The organism is Nisaea sp., from assembly GCF_034670185.1.
GTDB lineage: Bacteria > Pseudomonadota > Alphaproteobacteria > Thalassobaculales > Thalassobaculaceae > Nisaea.
The window spans coordinates 310,559-330,059 of record NZ_JAXMNY010000003.1 but is presented as its reverse complement, the minus strand read 5'-3'; the positions used below and the strand labels follow the sequence as shown (position 1 = coordinate 330,059).

At 60.4% G+C, this 19,501-nt stretch carries 16 protein-coding genes; 6 read left to right on the top strand and 10 right to left on the bottom strand.

Features of this window, described 5'->3' with window-relative positions; genetic code table 11:
* The first annotated feature begins 22 nt into the window (after positions 1–22).
* Positions 23–592 carry a PAS domain-containing protein gene (locus VOI22_RS15075; RefSeq protein WP_323797282.1) on the top strand — a complete coding sequence of 190 codons (570 nt, stop codon included), beginning with the start codon at positions 23–25 and terminating at the stop codon, positions 590–592.
* Between the two features lie 9 nt (positions 593–601).
* Here the strand turns inward: VOI22_RS15075 and VOI22_RS15070 are convergent, their stop codons facing one another.
* Positions 602–1,090: a MarR family winged helix-turn-helix transcriptional regulator gene (locus VOI22_RS15070; protein ID WP_323797281.1), complete on the bottom strand. Its 489-nt coding sequence runs from the start codon at positions 1,088–1,090 to the stop codon at positions 602–604.
* A 107-nt stretch (positions 1,091–1,197) separates the two neighbouring features.
* Here VOI22_RS15070 and hmgA point away from each other — a divergent pair, with 107 nt between their 5' ends.
* From hmgA to VOI22_RS15045, 5 genes are read left to right on the top strand one after another with little or no spacing between them, the layout of a single operon-like run.
* Positions 1,198–2,556 carry a homogentisate 1,2-dioxygenase gene (gene hmgA / locus VOI22_RS15065; protein ID WP_323797280.1) on the top strand — a complete coding sequence of 453 codons (1,359 nt, stop codon included), beginning with the start codon at positions 1,198–1,200 and terminating at the stop codon, positions 2,554–2,556.
* Between the two features lie 2 nt (positions 2,557–2,558).
* The gene (gene fahA / locus VOI22_RS15060) at positions 2,559–3,812 is read left to right on the top strand and encodes a fumarylacetoacetase (RefSeq protein WP_323797279.1); all 1,254 of its coding nucleotides are present in this window, start codon (positions 2,559–2,561) and stop codon (positions 3,810–3,812) included.
* A gap of 24 nt (positions 3,813–3,836) precedes the next feature.
* The gene (locus VOI22_RS15055) at positions 3,837–4,787 is read left to right on the top strand and encodes an MBL fold metallo-hydrolase (protein WP_323797278.1); all 951 of its coding nucleotides are present in this window, start codon (positions 3,837–3,839) and stop codon (positions 4,785–4,787) included.
* A 15-nt stretch (positions 4,788–4,802) separates the two neighbouring features.
* Positions 4,803–6,419 (top strand): FAD-dependent oxidoreductase, encoded by a 1,617-nt coding sequence (locus tag VOI22_RS15050; protein ID WP_323797277.1) that lies wholly within the window; start codon positions 4,803–4,805, stop codon positions 6,417–6,419.
* On the top strand, positions 6,416–6,613 hold the full coding sequence (locus VOI22_RS15045; RefSeq protein ID WP_323797276.1) for a DUF2783 domain-containing protein: 198 nt from the start codon (positions 6,416–6,418) through the stop codon (positions 6,611–6,613). The genes VOI22_RS15050 and VOI22_RS15045 overlap by 4 nt, the downstream gene beginning before the upstream one ends.
* A gap of 57 nt (positions 6,614–6,670) precedes the next feature.
* Here the strand turns inward: VOI22_RS15045 and VOI22_RS15040 are convergent, their stop codons facing one another.
* The 9 genes from VOI22_RS15040 to VOI22_RS15000 all read right to left on the bottom strand — a co-directional run bounded on the left by VOI22_RS15040 (position 6,671) and on the right by VOI22_RS15000 (position 19,496).
* Positions 6,671–7,468, bottom strand: a complete 798-nt coding sequence (locus tag VOI22_RS15040) for a phosphodiesterase (protein WP_323797275.1) — start codon at positions 7,466–7,468, stop codon at positions 6,671–6,673.
* 117 nt (positions 7,469–7,585) lie between these two features.
* The gene (locus tag VOI22_RS15035) at positions 7,586–8,824 is read right to left on the bottom strand and encodes an extracellular solute-binding protein (protein WP_323797274.1); all 1,239 of its coding nucleotides are present in this window, start codon (positions 8,822–8,824) and stop codon (positions 7,586–7,588) included.
* A gap of 126 nt (positions 8,825–8,950) precedes the next feature.
* A complete protein-coding gene (locus VOI22_RS15030) occupies positions 8,951–9,847 on the bottom strand; it encodes a carbohydrate ABC transporter permease (protein WP_323797273.1) in 897 nt (298 codons plus the stop codon).
* The gene (locus tag VOI22_RS15025) at positions 9,844–10,830 is read right to left on the bottom strand and encodes a sugar ABC transporter permease (protein WP_323797272.1); all 987 of its coding nucleotides are present in this window, start codon (positions 10,828–10,830) and stop codon (positions 9,844–9,846) included. The genes VOI22_RS15030 and VOI22_RS15025 overlap by 4 nt, the downstream gene beginning before the upstream one ends.
* 1 nt (position 10,831) lies before the next feature.
* Entirely contained in the window at positions 10,832–11,968 is a 1,137-nt protein-coding gene (locus tag VOI22_RS15020; RefSeq protein WP_323797271.1) for an ABC transporter ATP-binding protein, read from the bottom strand.
* Between the two features lie 262 nt (positions 11,969–12,230).
* Complete coding sequence (locus VOI22_RS15015; RefSeq protein WP_323797270.1) at positions 12,231–13,640, bottom strand: nucleobase:cation symporter-2 family protein; 1,410 nt, start codon at positions 13,638–13,640, stop codon at positions 12,231–12,233.
* Positions 13,641–13,813: 173 nt separating this feature from the next.
* A complete protein-coding gene (locus VOI22_RS15010; protein ID WP_323797269.1) occupies positions 13,814–16,960 on the bottom strand; it encodes a DUF4347 domain-containing protein in 3,147 nt (1,048 codons plus the stop codon).
* A gap of 222 nt (positions 16,961–17,182) precedes the next feature.
* Complete coding sequence (locus VOI22_RS15005; protein WP_323797268.1) at positions 17,183–17,575, bottom strand: GFA family protein; 393 nt, start codon at positions 17,573–17,575, stop codon at positions 17,183–17,185.
* A gap of 397 nt (positions 17,576–17,972) precedes the next feature.
* Complete coding sequence (locus VOI22_RS15000) at positions 17,973–19,496, bottom strand: PAS domain-containing hybrid sensor histidine kinase/response regulator (protein ID WP_323797267.1); 1,524 nt, start codon at positions 19,494–19,496, stop codon at positions 17,973–17,975.
* Positions 19,497–19,501 lie beyond the last annotated feature (5 nt).

The following is a 19,501-nucleotide window of genomic DNA, read 5'->3' as shown; positions in this document are numbered from 1 at the left end:
TGAATTTCAATCCGCAGCGAACATGAGGGATGCCCTCATCAGCGACGACCTGAATGCCGTCGATCGCTATTTCCTGCAATTCGGCGCCCGCAATCCGACTGTCGTCTGGAATCCGGAAGGCAATCAGCTTGAGGATGAGCGCCTGCAACGCCTCTCTTCTTACTGGCGCGGGAAAGCCAACGGCAAGGATGCCGCCCCCGTCGCATCCATCGACCCGACGGATATGCGGTTTGTCCTGGGCTATCTCATGTTGCTCGATGTCATCGAGGACGGCTTCGATTTCCGCTACCGGCTATACGGAACGATGATTTCCCAACGTTTCGGCAGGGATGTCACCGGCACGACGGTCCGTGAGTTCGGCGACAAGGAGTATATCGTCAACTTCTTCCTTGGTGCCTATCAGGCCGTGATGGAGCGGCGTCAACCGCTGCTGACTGTTCACTATCCGAAAAAAGCCTCGGAAACGGCGAGCTGGACCCGCCTCATTCTGCCGCTGAAGAGCGAGAACAACGAGATCGCGAGGCTGCTTGTCGGACAAATCCCCGGCGAGTGGCGGCCAAGGCCTCACGGCGCGGAAGCACCGGCCTTCTGACTTGTCCGGCTAGACCTTCGAAGAAAGGCTCCGGGTTGCCTCCACATTTTCGTCAAGGCGCGCGTGCAGTTTCTCGAAGACCCGCTCCAGCGCGGCGCGCTCCGCATCATCCAGAACAGAGAGCAGATCCGCCTCGAAGCCGCTCGCCAGCGGCACGATCTGCCGGTAGACGGACCAGCCTTCGTCTGACAGCGTGATATCCAGCAACCGGTTATCGGCCGCATTGCTCGCCTTCAAAACGAGTCCCGCCTCTTCCAGCCGGCTGACCGCGCGGCTGACCTTCACCTTGTCCAGATTGACGCGAGCATGAATATCCCGGACAGAGACACGTTCCGACCGGGCGAGATGGGCGATCACTCGCCATTCGGCAATGGAAATGCCGAATTTTTTCGCATAGAGCGCCGACATGGATTTGCTGACCCGGGCGGCGATCACTGCCAGCCGATAGGGCAGAAAACCGTCCAGATCGAGCAGGTCTTTTTGGTCATTCTTCGGCAATTGACAATCATTTCATTTGTAACAATTATGATGACCCTACGGCAGATAGGCCCCCAAAACCAATCAGAAAACGCGCCTCGCTAGCACCTGCCATCGGGAGGAAAGCGATGAACAAGATCTCAGATTCCGCAACCGTGCACAGCGATCCGCTGTCAGGCACCACCTCAGGCTATATGCCGGGTTTCGGCAATGATTTCGAGACCGAAGCGCTGCCGGGCGCCCTGCCGCAAGGTCAGAACAGCCCGCAAAAATGCAATTACGGCCTCTATGCCGAGCAACTTTCCGGCAGTCCCTTCACCGCGCCGCGCGGCGAGAACGAGCGCAGCTGGCTCTACCGCATGCGTCCCTCGGTGAAACATACCGGCCGTTTCGCCCGTATCGCCGTGGATGGCTGGAAAACCGCCCCGCATCAGCCGGAACACGGCCTCGCCCTCGGCCAGTACCGCTGGAACCCGGTGCCGTTGCCAGGAGCACCGACCGATTTCGTATCTGGCGTCCACACCATGACCACCGCCGGCGACGTGAACACACAAGCCGGCATGGCGACCCATGTCTATGCCTGCAATGCGGACATGGTGGACGACTATATGATGAACGCCGATGCGGAGCTGCTCGTCGTCCCCCAGCTCGGCCGGATCGAGATCTTCACGGAACTCGGCCGCATGAGTCTCGGCCCGCGCGAGATCGCGATCATCCCACGTGGCATGATCTTCAAGGTAACGCTGCTGGACAGCGAAGCGCGCGGTTATGTCTGCGAGAATTACGGCGCCAAGTTCACCCTGCCGGGACGCGGCCCCATCGGCGCCAACTGTCTCGCCAATCCGCGCGATTTCAAGACGCCCGTCGCCGCCTATGAAGAGAAAGAGACGCCCTGCCGCCTGATCGTCAAATGGTGCGGCACGTTCAACGTGACGGAGATCGGCCATTCCCCGCTCGACGTCGTGGCCTGGCACGGCAATTACGCGCCCTTCAAATACGATCTCACCACCTTCTCGCCGGTCGGCGCCATCCTGTTCGACCATCCGGACCCGTCGATTTTCACCGTGCTGACGGCCCCGTCGGAGGTACCCGGCACGGCGAATATCGACTTCGTCATCTTCCCGGAACGCTGGCTGGTCGCCGAGCACAGCTTCCGGCCACCCTGGTATCACCGGAACATCATGTCCGAGTTCATGGGCAATATTTATGGTGCCTACGATGCCAAACCCGAAGGCTTCGTACCCGGCGGCATGAGCCTGCACAATTGCATGCTGCCGCATGGGCCGGACAACCAAGCCTTCGAAGGCGCGTCGAATGCGGAGCTGAAGCCGCACAAGCTGGCGGAAACCATGGCCTTTATGTTCGAGACCCGCTTCGCACAGCATCTGACGGAATATGCGGCCAAAGACGCCCCCTTGCAGGATGATTATGTCGGCTGCTGGACCGGGCTTGAGAAGAAGTTCGACGGAACGCCGGGCATCAAGTGACAATGAAAAGCTGGCTTCCTTCCGCCAACGTGCCGGAATGCGATTTTCCGGTCCAGAACCTGCCCTTTGGCGTCTTCTCCCGGGACGGCGAGCAACCGCGCTGCGGCACTGCCATCGGCGACCAAGTGCTGGATCTCGCCGCCCTCGAGCGCGACCGCCTGATCGAGACCGGCGGAACACCTGTTTTCGCGGCAGTCGTCCTGAACCCGTTCATGGAGCGCGGTCCCGATATCTGGAACCTGGTGCGCACCCGACTGACGGGCCTGCTCCGCGAAGGCGGTGATGACGCCGTGCGGGACAATGCGGACCGGTATCTGATCCCGATGACGGATGTCACGCTGCATCTGCCGTTCCGGGTCAGCGAATACACCGATTTCTACGCGGGCAAGCAGCATGCCTTCAATGTCGGCACCATGTTCCGGGGGGCCGAGAACGCCTTGCCGCCGAACTGGCTGCATATCCCCATCGGCTATAACGGCCGAGCCTCTTCGGTCGTCGTCAGCGGCACGGATTTCCACCGCCCGAACGGGCAACTGAAGGCGCCGGACGCGGACACACCGACATTCGGCCCGAGCCGCCGGCTCGATATCGAGCTTGAGATGGGCGCCGTGGTCGGCACCGGAAATGCCTTAGGCAAACCGGTGACGGTTGCCGAGGCAGACGCGATGATCTTCGGATATGTCCTGCTGAACGACTGGTCGGCGCGGGATATCCAGGCTTGGGAGTATCAGCCGCTCGGCCCGTTCCAGGGCAAGGCCTTCTGCACCAGTATCTCGCCCTGGGTGGTGACCCGCGCGGCGCTGGAGCCGTTCCGGACAGCGACGCCAAAGCGGGAAGAACCGCTGCTGCCCTATCTCGCGGAACCCGGCCCGATGCTCTACGACATCGCGCTTGAGGTCGGTCTGACACCTGCCGGGTCCGGCGAGGAAGCGGTGCTGTCTCGAACCAACTACAGCACGATGTATTATTCCGCCGCCCAGCAGCTTGCCCATCACACCAGCAGCGGCTGTCCGATGCGGACCGGCGACCTGCTTGGCTCCGGCACGGTCTCCGGCGACACGCCGGACAATTACGGCTCATTGCTGGAAATGAGCTGGGGCGGCAAGACCCCCATCACCCTGCCGAACGGCGAGACACGCAGCTTCCTTGAGGATGGCGACCGTGTCACCCTGCGCGGCCATGCTGCGGGGGACGGCTACAGGATCGGGTTTGGAAACTGTACGGGCACAGTACTGCCCGCGATTAAACAAGACTGACAAAGAAAACGGGAGGAAGGCCAAATGGCCAAGCAGTTCGCATCAGCCGGCGACATGGCGGAAAAGAAGATCACCTTCAGCGAGATCGGCCGGGACATCTGGGCCTTCACCGCGGAGGGAGATCCGAATACCGGCGTCGTCATCGGTGATGACAGCGTGATGATCGTGGACGCGCAGGCCACCCCGCGCCTCGCCCACAAGGTCGTGGAGAAAATCCGCACCGTGACCGACAAGCCGATCAAATATGTCGTGCTCTCGCATTACCATGCTGTCCGTGTGCTCGGTGCGTCGGCCTACGGGGCGGAGCAGATCCTCGCCTCCGAGAAATGCCGCGCCATGGTCTCGGAGCGCGGCCAGGAGGACTGGGACAGCGAGTTCGGCCGATTCCCGCGCCTGTTCCAGGGCCATGAATCTATCCCGGGCCTGACCTGGCCGACCATGACCTTCACCGACAAGATGACGGTTTATCTTGGCAAGCGCCGGGTCGACCTGATGCATCTCGGCCGCGCCCACACCGCTGGCGACATCGTCGCCTGGGTGCCGGATGAGCGCGTCATGCTGACCGGTGACATCGTCGAGTACAAGGCCGCCTGCTATTGCGGCGACGGCCATTTCAGCGACTGGGGCCAGACCCTCGACAACATCAAGAGCTATGACCCGCTGGCCATCGCGCCCGGCAGGGGTGCCGCCTTGGTCGGCACAGATCAGGTTGATGCCGCGCTTGAGTTCACCCGCGACTTCCTCTTGAACACCTACCGCCCGGCCGCAGCCGTCGCCGCGCGAGGCGGGTCTCTAAAGGAAGCCTGGGACGCGGTGCGCGCCGCGTGCGACCCGAAGTTCAGCGACGTGCCAATCTACGAGCATTGCCTGCCCTTCAACGTGACCCGCGCCTATGACGAGGCACTCGGCATGGACACGCCCCGGATCTGGACCGCCGAGCGGGACCGGCAGATGTGGGAAGCCCTGCAAGGCTAAGGCGGGAGCCTTTCCATGGCCGATATCTTCGAGCAGGCGCTCTATCCCTACCGGCGGTCGCCGGATCAGGACGCGGCAGCGCCGGTGCGCCATCCCGTGATCGTAGTCGGCGCCGGTCCGGTCGGTCTCTCAGCCGCACTGGACCTCGCGCTGAAAGACGTGCCGGTCCTGCTGCTGGACGACAATGACCGGGTCAGCACCGGCTCCCGCGCCATCTGTTTCGCCAAGCGCACGCTGGAGATCATGGACCGGCTAGGCTGCGGTCAGCCACTGGTCGACAAGGGCGTGACCTGGAACAAGGGCAAGGTCTTCTTCGACGAGCGAAAGGTCTACGAGTTCGATCTGCTGACCGAAGCCGGACATCACCGCCCGGCCTTCATCAATCTCCAGCAATTCTATTTTGAGGCGGCCCTGCTTGAACGGCTGCGCGAATTGGAAGCAGAAGCCAGACCGATCGAAATTCGGGGCCGGAACAAGGTCACCGGTGTTACCCGGGACGACAGCAGCGTTCAGTTGACCGTCGAGACGCCCGACGGCCCCTACACCCTCGAAGCCGACTGGCTGATTGCCTGCGACGGAGCAAAATCTCCAATCCGTTCGCTGATGGGACTCGATTTCCACGGCCGGATCTTCGAGGACAATTTCTTGATCGCCGACGTAAAGATGGAGGCGGCTTTTCCGACTGAACGCTGGTTCTGGTTCGACCCGCCCTTCAACCGGGGTCAATCGGCACTGCTGCACAAGCAACCGGATGGTGTCTGGCGCATTGACCTGCAGCTCGGCTGGGATATCGACCGGGACGTTGAAATGCGGGAAGAAAACGTCATCCCGCGCCTGCAGGCCATGCTCGGTGCGGATGCCAAATTCAGCCTCGAATGGGTCTCGATCTACACATTCCAATGCCGCCGGATGGAGCGCTTTGCCCATGGCCGCGTGCTGTTCGCCGGGGACAGCGCGCATCAGGTCTCGCCGTTCGGCGCACGCGGCGCCAACAGCGGCATTCAGGATATCGACAATCTCGCCTGGAAGCTGAAACTGGTGATCGATGGTAAAGCGCCCGAAAGCCTCCTAGAGAGCTACAACCGGGAACGTATTCAGGCCGCGGACGAGAACATCCTGAACTCCACCCGCTCGACCGATTTCATCACCCCCAAGTCCGATATCTCCCACGTCTTCCGTGATGCCGTACTTGATCTTGCCGAAGCCCATCCGTTCGCCCGCCCACTGGTGAACTCCGGACGGCTCAGCGTGCCGACGACCCATGCGGGATCTGAGCTGAATGGCGAGGATGCGCTGCCAGGCGGGCCCAAACGCACCCGTCCGGGCGCACCCGCCGTCGATGCCCCGGTGGGCGACGGCTGGCTGCTGGAAAGTCTTGGGACGGATATCGTCTTGCTTGGAATCAATACGTCACTGCCGGACATGTCCGGCGGCGATGCGCTCCCCGTGACAGTCCTGACGATTGAGACCGAAGACGATAGGCTGGGCGCCTTGAGAGAGCGTTATCTCGGGAGGAACGAACAGGCGGTCTACCTGATCCGCCCGGACCAGCATATCGCGGCGCGCTGGCCCACCTATGACCGCAAGGCCATATCAGCTGCCCTTACCGGTGCGACCGGAGGGACGACATGACGGACTTGATCACCACCCCCAACCTGACCGATGCCGACGGCTTTTACGAGGCGCTGATCGCCGCCCATCAAGACCTCACGCCGGAACAGAGCACGGCACTGAACGCCCGGCTGATCCTGCTGCTGGCAAACCATGTCGGCGACCGGGATATTCTGCTCGACGCCCTGCACAAGGCACGGGAAACCGGACGCTAGCCCTTCCTTTGTCATCACCGCCATCGCGGCAAGGGATGGCGGTGATGTGCGCGGAACCTAGGTGTCTCGGGGAACGTATGGCTCACCCTCGCCGCCGGCCGAACGGGCAAAGACAAAGACGCTCTCCGGGGTCGACTTGATAATCGAGAATTCCGGGGCCTCGTCAACGAAGCGGACATCGTCAACGCTGGTGAAATCCAGATAGACCTGATGGTTGAAGCCGCGCTGGAGATAGAACGGGATGCCGCGCCAATGGCCTGAGATCGGTCGGTGCACGTGGCCGAAGATCATCTGATCCGGCAGGCGTTTCTGAAGGACCTCGTAAAGCGCCTCTCCATCCAGCAGCCGGATCGCGTCCATGTGCGGAATACCGAGATCGAACGGCGGGTGATGGACCGCGAGCACGAAAGGCACGTCCGCCGGCAGTGCGTCGAGTTCCTTGTCGAGCCAGGCAAGCCGTGTCTCGCAGAGACGGCCGGCATGATCGCCCGGAATATCAACCAGGCTGTCGAGACAGACCACGTTGGCATCGCCGGTATCGACGGTGAACTGGATGAAGCCGCCTTCTATTTCCGGCGCGTCCGGAAACACCTCGCGGAACGGGGCACGGCTGTCGTGATTGCCCATCATCAGATGGACGGGCATTTCCAGAGGCGCCAGCACCTCCTTCAGTGTCTCGTAAGCTTCCTTCTCGCCGTAATGCGTGAGGTCGCCGGTGGCGATAACGCAATCGACATCGCCATGGTCGCGGCGGATCAGGGAAACGCCGTCGGCGAGACGCTGTTTCGGGCTGGTTCCGTAAAGCGGCTTGTCGCCGGGAACGAAGTGAAGGTCTGTGATCTGGATGAAGCTCATGACACCGATTTCTTTCCACCGGACGAATACCGGCGACAGGAAGGTAAGCGATTGAACGCAGGTAGCATTTAAAGGGACGGGCCGACAGGGCGGAACCCCGCCGGCCCGATGAAGGTTTTATTTCGGCAGCATGTCACCGACTTCGGCCACCAGATCGCTCTGCAGGGCCTTCATGTCGTCTTCCTCGCCGGTAACGATACTTTCGATACCGTCATAGATCACCTGGGTAACCGCGAGGCCCTTGTCGCCCGGATAGGCGAGCCAGTCGCGCAGCAGCGGGAGCTGGCGGACGGCGGTCTCCTTGTTCGGGTTCCGCTTGTAGAAATCCTTCAGGATGATTTCGTTCGCAGCCTTGTTCGGCGGCATGTAGCCCGTGGTCTCGGCGACAGCGGCGGCACCGGTGCCGGAGGTGATGTATTTCAGGAAGGTCCAGGCAGCCTGCAGCCGCTCCGGATCTTCGGACTGGGAGACCAGCAGAGCGGCGTTACCTCCGGCAGGCAAGCCCTTCGGCTTACCGCCGATGCCCGGGAATTCGGCCGTCTTCATCTCGAAATCGCCTTTCGAGCGTTCCACCGCACCAAGCGCCGAGGTGGACCAGAACATCATGCCGACATCACCGGATGAGAAAGCCGACAGTGCGTCTTTCCAGGACAGGTTCTGCATCTCGCAGCCCCGGAAGATCTTCTTCATGGTCTCGAACGCGACCAGACCGGCATCACCATCGAAATTGACCTTGTTGCCTTTGACGATCGGCTCGTCCTGGGTCCACATCAGCGCCTGCATGAACCAGTTACCGGTGATGTTCCAGCCCCAGAAAATCGGATTCTTGACACCGTTCGCCCGCATGTCCTTGCAGAGCGTGACCACCTCGTCCCAGGTCTGCGGCAGCTTGTCGGAGCCGGACTTGCGGACCAGGTCCATGTTGTAATAGCCGACCGGCAACGAGACGGAGAACGGCAGGCCGTGCACCTGACCGTTGAAGGTCGAGAGGCTCAACATCGCCTGGTGGTAACCGTCCTTCGCGAAGTCAGCTTCCTTGGCGATGAACGGCTCGAGCGACTTGGCGATGCCTTTCTCGACCAGGATTGCCTGCCGGTTCAGGCCCTGCATGGTGACGTCCGGAAGATTGCCCGAGACCGCTTCGCGCAGGATGATGTTGGTGCCGTCTTCATAGTTCTCGTAAGTGGCGCGGAACTTCACCTCGATCTCCGGATGCTCCTTCTTGAAGCTCTCCATGATCTTCTCGTAGGTGACGTCGAACAGGTGGCTGTAGGGATAGCCGACCTCGATCTCCACCGCGCCGGCGGGCGCCGCGTAGAAAGCCGCGGCAGCGGCCATTGCAAAAAGACGTTTCATATCGTAGCTCCTCACTGTTGTTGCGTGCGGCCGTGATGCTCCAAATGCTTTCGGCGACCCGCAATACGGCGGTCCCCATTGCCGTGGGGGCCGCCAAATCCTTTTCCTTCACGCCAACCCGGTCCGTCATTTCATGCCGGTGAGCGTGATCCCCTCGATGAAGCGCTTCTGGGCCATCAGGAATGCGACGATCAACGGCGTGACGATGATCGTCGCCGTCGCCATCATCGCGCCCCAGTTAGACCCGTCGCTGTCGCCCTTGAATTCACGCAGACCAAGCGGCGGCGTGTAGAGATCCCGATCCCCGGTGATCACCACACGGGGCCAGAAGTAATCGTTCCAGTGCGCCACCACGGAGAAGATCGCGAAGGCCAGCAGCGCCGGGATCGCAGTCGGCAGCATGACTTTCCACACGATGGAGAACTCGTTCATCCCGTCCATCCGGGCGGCATCGATCAGATCGTCTGGAACGGTCTTGAAGAACTGCCGCATCAGAAAGATACCGAAGACCGAAATGGTCCAGGGCACGACAAGGGATGCGTATGTGTTGGTCAGCCCGAGCTTGGCCAGCATGATGTAGAGCGGTAATGCGATCGCGTGGACGGGGATCAGCAGGCAGACCAGCACCATGCCGAAGACCATGTCGCGCCCCCAGAATTTGAGCTTGGCCAACGCATAGGCGCAGGGCAACGCCACCAGAGCCTGGATCAGGAAGATCGAAGCCGTAACGATCACACCGTTCGCCAGATAGCGCAGCAGCGGCGCCTTCTTGAAGGCCTGACTGTAATTGAAGATCGCAGGCGTCTCGAGGCAGTCTTCCCGGGCATTGCCCAGCTTGACGCAATACTCGTCGACCATCTGCTCCTGAGCGCCGAAGAAACCGCCTGTATTGGTCTCGATCTCGTGCGGCGCCTTCAGGGAATAGCTCACCATCACATAGAACGGCAGGATGACGATCAGAGCGCCGATGATCAGAACCGCGTGCTTCAGCGCTTCCGAGAAAGGCGAGGCATGTCCGGTCATGTGTAATGCACCCTTCTTTCGACGAGCCAGCGCTGCAGGAAGGTCAGGAACAGCACGAAGGCGAGGAAGACGACGGTGATCGCGGCACCGATGCCGATCAGATTGTGTTTGATCGCTTTTTCGTAGATCGCGAACATCATCACGTAAGTGGTCTTGGAAGGGCCGCCCCCGGTGATCGCTTCCACCGTGTCGAACACCTGGAAGGAGCGGATCGTGGTGATGGTGAGCACGAAGACCGTGGTCGGCCCGAGCATCGGCCAGGTCACCAGCCGGAAGCGGTCCCACGCACTGTCGGCGCCGTCGATGGCGGCAGCCTGGTAAAGCTCCCGAGGCACCCCGGTCAACCCGGCAAGATACAGCACCATGTTGAAGCCGAAGCCCTGCCAGATACCGATGAAGCAGATGGTCCAGATAGCGTAGTCCCGGTCGCCGAACCAGAGCGGGAAGTTCCGCGCGCATCCGGCCGCGTACCAGTCGGAGATCTGCTCCAGAAATGTGCCGCAACCGGACTCGAGAGTCTGGTTCACGATGCCGACCGTCGGGTGCAGGGAGAATTCCCAGACGATGGCCATGGCCAGCAGGGCCGCCATGACGGGCAGGAAATAGATTGTCTTGTAGAAATCCCCGAAGCGCTTCAGGGAATTGATCAGCAGCGCCGCACCAAGCCCGAGGCCGATGGATGCCGGCACGACCACCAGCACATAGGTCGCCGATGCGGTCAGCATCTTGGTGTAGGTCGAGCGGGAGAACATCTTCTCGTAATTCTCGGTTCCGACCCATTCGAACCCGGGATTGCCGAGGCTGTAATCGGTAAAGGACAGCGCGGCCGCGATCAGTACCGGGGCCACCAGTATGACCAGCATCAACAGGATTGCCGGAGCGACGAAAGCGTAACCGGCAAGGCTGGCAGGTGCCAGCGCCCGGCGCCTTGTTTGGCTGACCGGCGCCCGGATTGCCGGGCCCGCTGCAACATCAACCGCCATCTCAGACCTCCGCAAACCGCAGACGGCGGTTGTCCGCGCCGAAGGCCATGGCTTTGCCGGGTTGCGGCCGGACATGGATCTGCTGCCCGAGGGACACTTGCGCTGCCAGTTCCGGCGCGGCACGTGCAATCACCCGTTGCCCGCCACCATTGACATGGCCATGCAGGAAATAGTCGGAACCGAGATTTTCCTTGTGGCTGACCTTGAACGACCAGGCTTCCGTGTCCCCGCCAGCGGTCAGCACGTCGAGATGCTCCGGACGGACACCAATGGACAAAGCCTTGTGCCGGCCGCCAAGCGTTCGCTGCAGATGAATGCCGTGCGCGGTGACATGCCCCGCGCTGTCCGCCTCACCCTCGACCATGTTAATCCGGGGGCTGCCGATAAACTCCGCCACGCGCCGGTCGGCCGGATCGAGATAGATCTCATCCGGCGTACCGAGCTGCAGGATATCGCCCTCCATCATGACCGCCATGCGGTCAGACATGGTCAGTGCTTCGGCCTGATCGTGGGTGACATAGACGAAGGTGGTCTTCAGGGCGTGATGCAGTTCCGCCAGCTCGGAGCGCATATGAACCCTAAGCGCCGCATCGAGGTTCGACAGCGGCTCATCCATCAGAAAAGCGACCGGCTTGCGCACCATGGCCCGGCCGAGCGCGACGCGCTGGCGCTGCCCGCCGGACAATTGTCCCGGCTTACGCTGCAGCAGATGACCGATCTTCAGCGTGTCCGCGGTCTCCCGGACCAGACTGCGCAACGTCTCCAGCTTATCCCCGCGTCCCGGCATGGCGGCACCGACCAACGGCATCCGCTCCCAGCCGTTCAAGTCCCGAAGCCGGAGCGGCGTCTCCATGTTCTGCTGCACCGTCAGATGCGGGTAGAGCGCGTAGGACTGGAACACCATGGCCAGATCACGGCGGCTGGGGCGCACCTGGTTCACCACCGTTCCGCCGATGGCGACGTCTCCCGCGCTCTGCTGTTCAAGCCCGGCGATGATCCGCAACAGGGTCGACTTGCCGCAACCGGACGGCCCGACGAGGGTCAAAAACTCCCCATCGGCAATGTCGATATTGAGCCCGTTGAGAACCTGCGTCGTGCCGTAGCTTTTCTCGATACCAGAAAGAGTGATACGCGCCATAAGCCCTGCCCCGGCGTAAATGAACGAGAGCGAGCCTTATCAAAGATCCTTGACATCAAGATGACTGCGGAAGCGGATGAGTTTCAGGATTTGTCTACCTGAGGCCGCACAATCAAAGAAACATTAGACGCATATGAAAAATGGGAATCCCGAATAACGTCGAGATTCCCATTTGGTAAGAAGCTATTCGCCTCTCCCATGAGGAGGCGATCTCATTCACAAAAGCTTCAAGAAAAAACGCCGGTCATGCCCCCTGATGAGGTCATGAGCCCTTTCCGGACAGACCGCCCGATACTTCATCGGTCGATTCCTCGGACAATTCCTGCGGAAGCACCAGGTTCAGGACGATAGCGATGAAAGCCGCAGGCAGCAGGCCGGACGTCATCAGAATGCGAAGCGTATCCGGCAGATACTGCACCGCCTTCGGTTCCATCTGCAGACCGAGCCCGATGCTGAGGGCAATGGCGAAGATCACCATGTTCCGGCGGTTCCAGCGCACATCGCTCAGCATCGAGATACCGGCCGCGACGACCATGCCGAACATGACGATCACCCCGCCACCCAGCACCTCGATCGGAATGGTGCGGATAATCGCGCCGACCTTCGGTATCAGGCCGCATATGATGAGGAAGATCGCGCCATAGGTCACGACGTGACGGCTCATCACCCCGGTCATGGCCACCAGCCCGACATTCTGGCTGAAGGAGGTATTCGGCAACCCACCGAAGAAACCGGCCAACGCGGAACCAATACCATCGGCGAAGGTCGCGCCCCGGATTTCCTTGTCCGTCGCTTCACGCCCGGCACCGCCCTTCGTGATGCCGGAAACGTCGCCCACCGTCTCCACAGCGGAGACGAAGGCCATCAGACAGAAACCGATGATCGCCGCGCCGGAAAACTCGATGCCGTACTTGAACGGTTGCGGCAGGGCGAACACAGCCGCACGTTCCCACGAGGTGCCGATGGCGCCGAGCGGCAGCATGCCGATGGCAATGGCATAGATGTATCCGACGATCAGGCCGATCAGCACCGCAGACACAGAAAGCATGCCCCGGGCGAAGAATTTCAGGCCGAGTGTGACCAGAATGACGATCCCGGCAGCGGACCAGTTCAGCAGCGAGCCGTATTCCGGCTGGTTCACCGCCGGAACGCCGCCTGCGGCATATTGAATCCCGACCTTAACCAGCGCCAGACCGATCAGCGTGACCACAAGCCCGGTCACAAGCGGCGGCAGGGCAAAGCGGATACGCCCGATCACCGTGCCAAGCAGGGCATGAAAAATACCGCCGACAATGACACCGGTGAAGAGTGCCGCGAGCCCGTCCACGCCTTTACCCGCGACCAGCGGGATCATGATCGGCAGGAAGGCGAAAGACGTGCCCTGCACCACCGGCAATTTCGCACCGACCGGGCCGATGGAGAACGTCTGCAACAGCGTCGCCAGACCGGCAAACACCATCGACATCTGGATCATGTAGAGCAACTCGGGAAAGTCCGGCGAGTTGGAGCCGAACCCGAAACCGGCAGCACCGGCCACGATGATCGCCGGGGTGACGTTCGAGACGAACATGGCCAGCACATGCTGGATCCCGAGCGGGATGGCCGTCATCGGCGGCGGCGTGAAATCCGGGTCGCGAAGCTGGGCCGGCGTTCCAATTGAATTGTCAGACATTCCTGCACTCCTGCTGTTCAAAAGACAGGGCGTTTCCCCTTGGCTTCGCTTGTTCCCCCATGGAGTGTCCGTGCGGCCCCCGCCACACCGCGAAGTCTTGAATTTTCTGTATCATACATTCTGGTGAAGAGCATCCGGCACAGCGCAACCATTGCAGGCCGGCACCAACTCAATCACCCGATAAGGAAGCTCGCCGCGTCGAGTTCGGGCGGTGCCACGCCGATCAGGGTGACGGAGTTGCCTTCGGCGAGATCGAGCTGCGCGTTTCCTGAGCCGTCCGACGTGATACGGGCCAGCATCTCGTCCGCACTGGCAATGCCGGTTCCGTTGATATTTGTGCTCACGCTGATGACGTCCTGACCGACCACGAAGTCCGTGATCACGTCCGCACCGTCGCCGTCTGCGAAGCGGAACAGGTCGTTCCCGGTCCCGCCGACCAGGGTGTCCGCCCCCGCACCGCCGGAAAGCGTGTCCGCGCCGACATTGCCGCACAGGGAGTCGTTGCCAGCGCCGCCGTCGAGATGATCCGCGTCTTTCCCGCCGTAAAGCGTGTCATTTCCGGCTTCTCCATGGAGGGTATCGGCTCCGATATTGCCGTAAAGCAAATCGTTCCCTTCCCCGGCCCGAAGCGTGTCCGCGCCGAGATTGCCCCAGAGACTATCGTCACCCCTGTTTCCATAGACGGCGTCATCTTCCTGACCGGCATAGATCCGGTCGTCGCCCGCCCCGCCATAAAGCGTGTCCTGGCCCATGTTCCCGTAAAGAACATCCGCGTCCTGATTTCCATAGACCAGGTCGGCACCGTCATTGCCGTACAACAGATCGTTTCCGGCGCCTCCGGAGATCGTATCGTCCCCTGCCAGGCCGGATACGGTGTCATCTCCACCGAATACCTTGAACGTATCCGCGCTGGTTCCCCCGACGAGCCGGTCGTCTCCCTCAGAGCCCGACATAATCCCGTCCCCGGCGGCGGCAGGCGTTGCAGGTAGCGTCAGAACCACGTCGTTACCGGTGCCGCCCACATAGCTGATCGTGTAGGTGGCGCCACCGGCGGTAATCGATGCGCCTTCCGTCAGACCGGAAAAGGTCCCGGTGACCGCGTCGGCCCCGTCATTGTCGATCAGGACATAGGTGGCACCGGCTGAGGGAATGTCGGTGACCGTCAGGCTCAGGGTGGCCCCCGAGATCGTAACGGTTCCGGTGACCGCGATCTGGTCGTACCCGGTGCCCGCTGCGGTGCCCTCGATCTCCATGTTTGCCGTGGAGCCGGAGGCAAGCGTCAGGTTGCCGGTCGAGATCTTTCCCGGACTGTTGCCCGGCGCGATGGTGCCGCCGCTCGCGACCGTGACCGCCGTCGAGAAGGTGCTGGTGCCGGCGAGGGTGGCACCGGAAGCGACCGTATAGGTGCCGCCGCCTGCGATGGTGCCGGTGCCGCTGATGGTGCCGGAGAAATTGGTCGACGCGGAATCCGTGAGAGTGAGCGTCCCGGTGCCGATATTGAGCGTGCCGCTGCCGGTGAGGCTACCGATGGTCTCGCTTGTCCCGTTCAGGTCCAGCGTCGCGCCGGAAGAGACGGAGACGGCTCCCGCGTCGGCGAGGGCATTGCCGCCGGAAACTTGCAGGGTGCCGCCGTTCACCGTGGTCCCGCCCGAATAGGTGTTCGTGCCGCTGAGGGTGACGGTGCCCGTACCCGACTTCGTCAGGCCACTGGTGCCGGAGATGTCGTTGTCGATGGTCGTCGCACCGGTCACCGTCAGCCCGCCGCCGCTCAAAGCGACGTTGCCGGTGCCGAGATTGCTGTCGGTCGAGACGGAGAGCGTGCCGCCGCTGACCGTCGTGGTGCCGGAATAGGTGTTCGTGCCGCTCAGCGTCAGCGTGCTGGCACCTGTCTTGGTCAGGTTGCCCGCGCCCGAAACCACCCCGCTCATGGTGACATTTGCGCCGACATTGACGGTGCCGTGCGACGCCCCGAGCGCGATGGCATTGTCGATCGTCGTCGCCCCGGTCACCGCCAGCGTACCGCCGTTGATCGTCACCGTGCCCGCGCTCAGATTACTGTCCGCCGCGACCGAGAGCGTGCCCTGACTGACGGTCATGGAGCCCGTGGCAGTGTTGTTTCCGGACAGCGTCAGCGTGCCGCTGCCGGTCTTGGCCAGCACGTTCGTTGCGCCGCCCTGGACCACAGTGCCGGATATGCTGACAGTGTTGGCGCCGGTATCGATGGTCGCCGTATCCTCGACCTCGATATTCGAGGTGTAGGCACCGCTGGTCGTGAACCGGACGGTCGAGTTGCCCAGGATATCGATCAGGGGCGCCGATGTCGTCGTCCCGATCTCGGCGGTCGTGCCGCCGAGGACCCAGACCTTGCTCGTCCCGCTGATCGAGCCGTTGAGAGCGATGGTTCCGCCGCCTGCCGTCTGAACGATGTAGGACCCGCCGGTGAAAGTGACGCCCGAATTGAGGGTCAGCGTCTGCCCGGCGGAAACCGAGAAATAGAGATGCGAGGTCGCGTCGATGTCCGAACCGCCGATCGTGAGAGAGGTCGTCGTTCCGGTGAAACTGAAACTTGTGGCCCCCGCATTCGTGAAGGTCGGCGAGGCCGCGAGGGTGATCGTGGCGCCCGCCCCGAGGTTATCGAGACGCACAATTTGGTCGACAGCCGCAGCGGCCGCCCGGAGCGTTCCTGCGCTGGCGTCGCCGAGCGTGTTCGTAACATTTACGATGAGCAGGCCGGGCCATGCGGCTGCCCGCTCCGGATCGAGGAGAGGCCGCAGGTCGCCCGGCGACATGCCCGCCGCAACGTCCAGCGTCCAGTCGCCACCGCGCCCGGCAGCACCGGTCGGCGTGCTCGACGCATGCACCGGCGCGTCCAGCGCGAAGGAAAGCGCTTCGACGAACCGCTGCCCCGCCGCGCCGCGTCCAACCGAACAGCCATAGAGAACGAGCGGCCGTCCGGCGAGCGCGCGCCGGAAACCAGCGATACCGTATGCGTCCCGGGTTAGCGTATCGAGAGACACTTCTCCCGCAGAGAGGGAGACCACGCCCGGCCGGCCATGGCTGAACAGATGCACCGAGGAAGCCCGTGGGCTGGCCCGCCTGATCGCATCGCCGAGCACCTGGAAGGCATCGGCGGCGGCGCCAAGCCGGACAACATCTGGCGCCCCCGTCATCGCCTGCATCAGCAGATCCGGGGCGGGAAGTCCGCTGTCTAAAAGAACAAAAGGCGTATGACTGGATTCTGGAAAATGCGGATCACTGCACTTTCGCGAATCAAAATCCGCCCCACAATATACTTTGCAATCCGAAAGCAGTTCGACCATCTGGATTTAAATTCGTCACAAATTTCCCACGGAAACTGGATAAGTTTTTTAAATCACGCGCCGGGAAATAGCTGTTGGAAAAGTTGGAATTTCCAAAAATGACAAATTGGAAATTCTTTGCGCAGCTTTTGAAATTCGCTGAATGGCTGGATGCGGAACAACACGAGCAGCCCCGTCGGCACGGCGCTCCACACATTCTATAAAAGCGCGTTGTTCGCCTGCCTACTCCTCGGAGCGGCTCGTGGCGTCACGATCGCGGTCGTATCGTCGGGTGTCCGGAAACGGCGGCAACCAGGACTCCCGGCGGACACACCAGAGTTCGTAGGTCGGCTTCAGCTGGTCTGGTTCGTCCAGCGCCCCCAGATTCACTTCGATTTCATCCGCGCTACGCCCGAAAACGGTAGAGCCGCAGCGGGGACAGAAAAACCGCCCTTCATAGTCGCGTACCTCACCGTCGACCGTCACCGCATCCTGCGGAAAGATCGCGGAAGCATGAAACAGCGCCCCATGATGCTTGCGGCAGTCCAGACAGTGACAGAGGCCGACCCGGTACGGACGCCCCGACGCCACAATCCGGACATTGCCGCACAGGCATCCGCCGGTGAAACGTACCATGCCGCGCCTCCTTAACATTCAAACGGTCGAAATGGTTACAACGATCGGCACTGTAATAAGATTAGCCTGTAGAGGGCTGCGAGAAAATCAAGCCTGAGCCACGCACGCTATCAATAATTCCGCCCAGCCACATCGATTGATCGACGTGCTGTTCTAAATGCGAATTTCATCTGGGAAGGAATGGTGGGCGCGACTGGGATTGAACCAGTGACCCCTACGATGTCAACGCAACGTTCCGGATCAAAAACTGCTGATTTCTGCGGAAAATCGCGGACACAAAGTGCCTCGAAAGGCATGAACAGGATGCGAACAAACGCGATTTGTACCCAAGACACACCCAAGAGGCTCGGGCAACACCAAGATCCTCGTCATACCTGCCCAACGAACGGGGAGTAGCTCATAATAAATCGTTCAAAGCCGATGCTAAATCGGAAATCTGAAATGGCTTCGTCACGATAGGCGCATCAAGTTCATGAGATGAGAGCTCTCTTTCAAAGTCACCCAAATAGCCGGTAATGAACAGTGCAGGCAGAGTAGGGAAACGCTTTCGAACCAGCTTAGTAAAATTAAAACCATCTATTCCATCAGGCAGCCTTACATCGCTAACGACCGCTGAGATGGCGGAAGAGTCTTGTTCGAGAAACTCCAGTGCATCTACTGGTGAGCTAAATGCGATCACATTGAAACCATAATGGGCGAGACCATCTTGAACGAACGACCGAACGTTTTGATTGTCTTCGACAAACAGGATACGCTTTCCGGCCCCGTCGACTCTCATCAGCGTATTTGGAAATGATCCAGATTCGAGACGATTGCGCGAAAGAGGCAAAAACAAAGTTAATTTCGTTCCCGCTCCAGGCAGCGAGTAGATCGCTACTTGTCCCCCAGAATCATGCGCGAAATCACGAATGATTGATAATCCAAGTCCTGTTCCACCTTTATCAACTTTACTTGAGAAAAATGGCTCAAAGACACGGTCCTGGATCAAAGGGTCGATACCCATGCCGTCGTCTGAGATCGAGATACAAGCCATCGGAATTGGGTTGCCATCTAAAATTGCACGAGACAGCAAGAACCTGATTTGCCCTCCCTGAGGCATTGCATCTCGAGCGTTGGCAAGCGCATTCAGAATCGAACTTTCCAACCGTGCCTTGTTAACTTCACAAACAAGCTCTGCAGCTTCGCTCTTGAAATCAAATTCGATATGCTCGCCGACAAAACCTGTTACCGTTGACAGGAATTGTTCAACGAATGAAACAAGATTTATTGTCTCAGAAGATGAGTGTCTCTGATCGAAAAAATTTAGTAATCGTTCACATGATTCTGCGCCAACTTGAATGGATTCCCGAGCCCGATTGATGAGTCTTCCAGCGCCTTGACTCTCGCCGAACTCAATCTCCAAGAGTTCTAGATTTCCTCCAATGGTCGCAAGCAAATTATTGAAATCGTGAGCGATATCCCCAACCAAACGCGACAGCGTGGCGAGGCGCTCTGCCCTTATCAACCGCTCGCGCATCACGGTGATGCTTGACACATCCTGCACAGTGCCGCGAAAGATGACCGCTTGACCATCCTTGTCGAACTCATGTCGACCGCTCTCCAAAACGTGGGATACTGATGAGTCTGCTCGAATGATTCGATGTTCGATCTGATAAGGTGTCCCAGTCTCCCGCGAAGCATATACAGCAGCCAGCACAGCTTCCAGATCTTCGGGATGTATGAGCTGCTGAAAACTATCCAAGGTTGGATAAAAGGTCTCAGGCGAGACCCCAAAAATATTGTATGTGCGATCCGACCAATGAAGCGTGTTCTGGATAATGTCAACTTTCCAATATCCGATTCCAGTCAGCTGTTCGAATAGTAATGCATTCTCCAAAAAACTATCATTATTGCTATCCTCAGATAATCTATTACTAGTCATACAAG

Bases quoted from the DNA above. Each gene is read 5' to 3' on its own strand.
- VOI22_RS15005 (WP_323797268.1), bottom strand. From the start codon at position 17,575: ATGGTACGTTTCACCGGCGGATGCCTGTGCGGCAATGTCCGGATTGTG.
- VOI22_RS15040 (WP_323797275.1), bottom strand. From the start codon at position 7,468: ATGAGCTTCATCCAGATCACAGACCTTCACTTCGTTCCCGGCGACAAG.
- VOI22_RS15020 (WP_323797271.1), bottom strand. From the start codon at position 11,968: ATGGCGCGTATCACTCTTTCTGGTATCGAGAAAAGCTACGGCACGACG.
- VOI22_RS15015 (WP_323797270.1), bottom strand. From the start codon at position 13,640: ATGTCTGACAATTCAATTGGAACGCCGGCCCAGCTTCGCGACCCGGAT.
- VOI22_RS15025 (WP_323797272.1), bottom strand. From the start codon at position 10,830: ATGGCGGTTGATGTTGCAGCGGGCCCGGCAATCCGGGCGCCGGTCAGC.
- VOI22_RS15000 (WP_323797267.1), bottom strand. From the start codon at position 19,496: ATGACTAGTAATAGATTATCTGAGGATAGCAATAATGATAGTTTTTTG.
- VOI22_RS15010 (WP_323797269.1), bottom strand. From the start codon at position 16,960: ATGGTCGAACTGCTTTCGGATTGCAAAGTATATTGTGGGGCGGATTTT.
- fahA (WP_323797279.1), top strand. From the start codon at position 2,559: ATGAAAAGCTGGCTTCCTTCCGCCAACGTGCCGGAATGCGATTTTCCG.
- VOI22_RS15050 (WP_323797277.1), top strand. From the start codon at position 4,803: ATGGCCGATATCTTCGAGCAGGCGCTCTATCCCTACCGGCGGTCGCCG.
- VOI22_RS15045 (WP_323797276.1), top strand. From the start codon at position 6,416: ATGACGGACTTGATCACCACCCCCAACCTGACCGATGCCGACGGCTTT.
- hmgA (WP_323797280.1), top strand. From the start codon at position 1,198: ATGAACAAGATCTCAGATTCCGCAACCGTGCACAGCGATCCGCTGTCA.
- VOI22_RS15035 (WP_323797274.1), bottom strand. From the start codon at position 8,824: ATGAAACGTCTTTTTGCAATGGCCGCTGCCGCGGCTTTCTACGCGGCG.
- VOI22_RS15030 (WP_323797273.1), bottom strand. From the start codon at position 9,847: ATGACCGGACATGCCTCGCCTTTCTCGGAAGCGCTGAAGCACGCGGTT.
- VOI22_RS15055 (WP_323797278.1), top strand. From the start codon at position 3,837: ATGGCCAAGCAGTTCGCATCAGCCGGCGACATGGCGGAAAAGAAGATC.
- VOI22_RS15075 (WP_323797282.1), top strand. From the start codon at position 23: ATGAGGGATGCCCTCATCAGCGACGACCTGAATGCCGTCGATCGCTAT.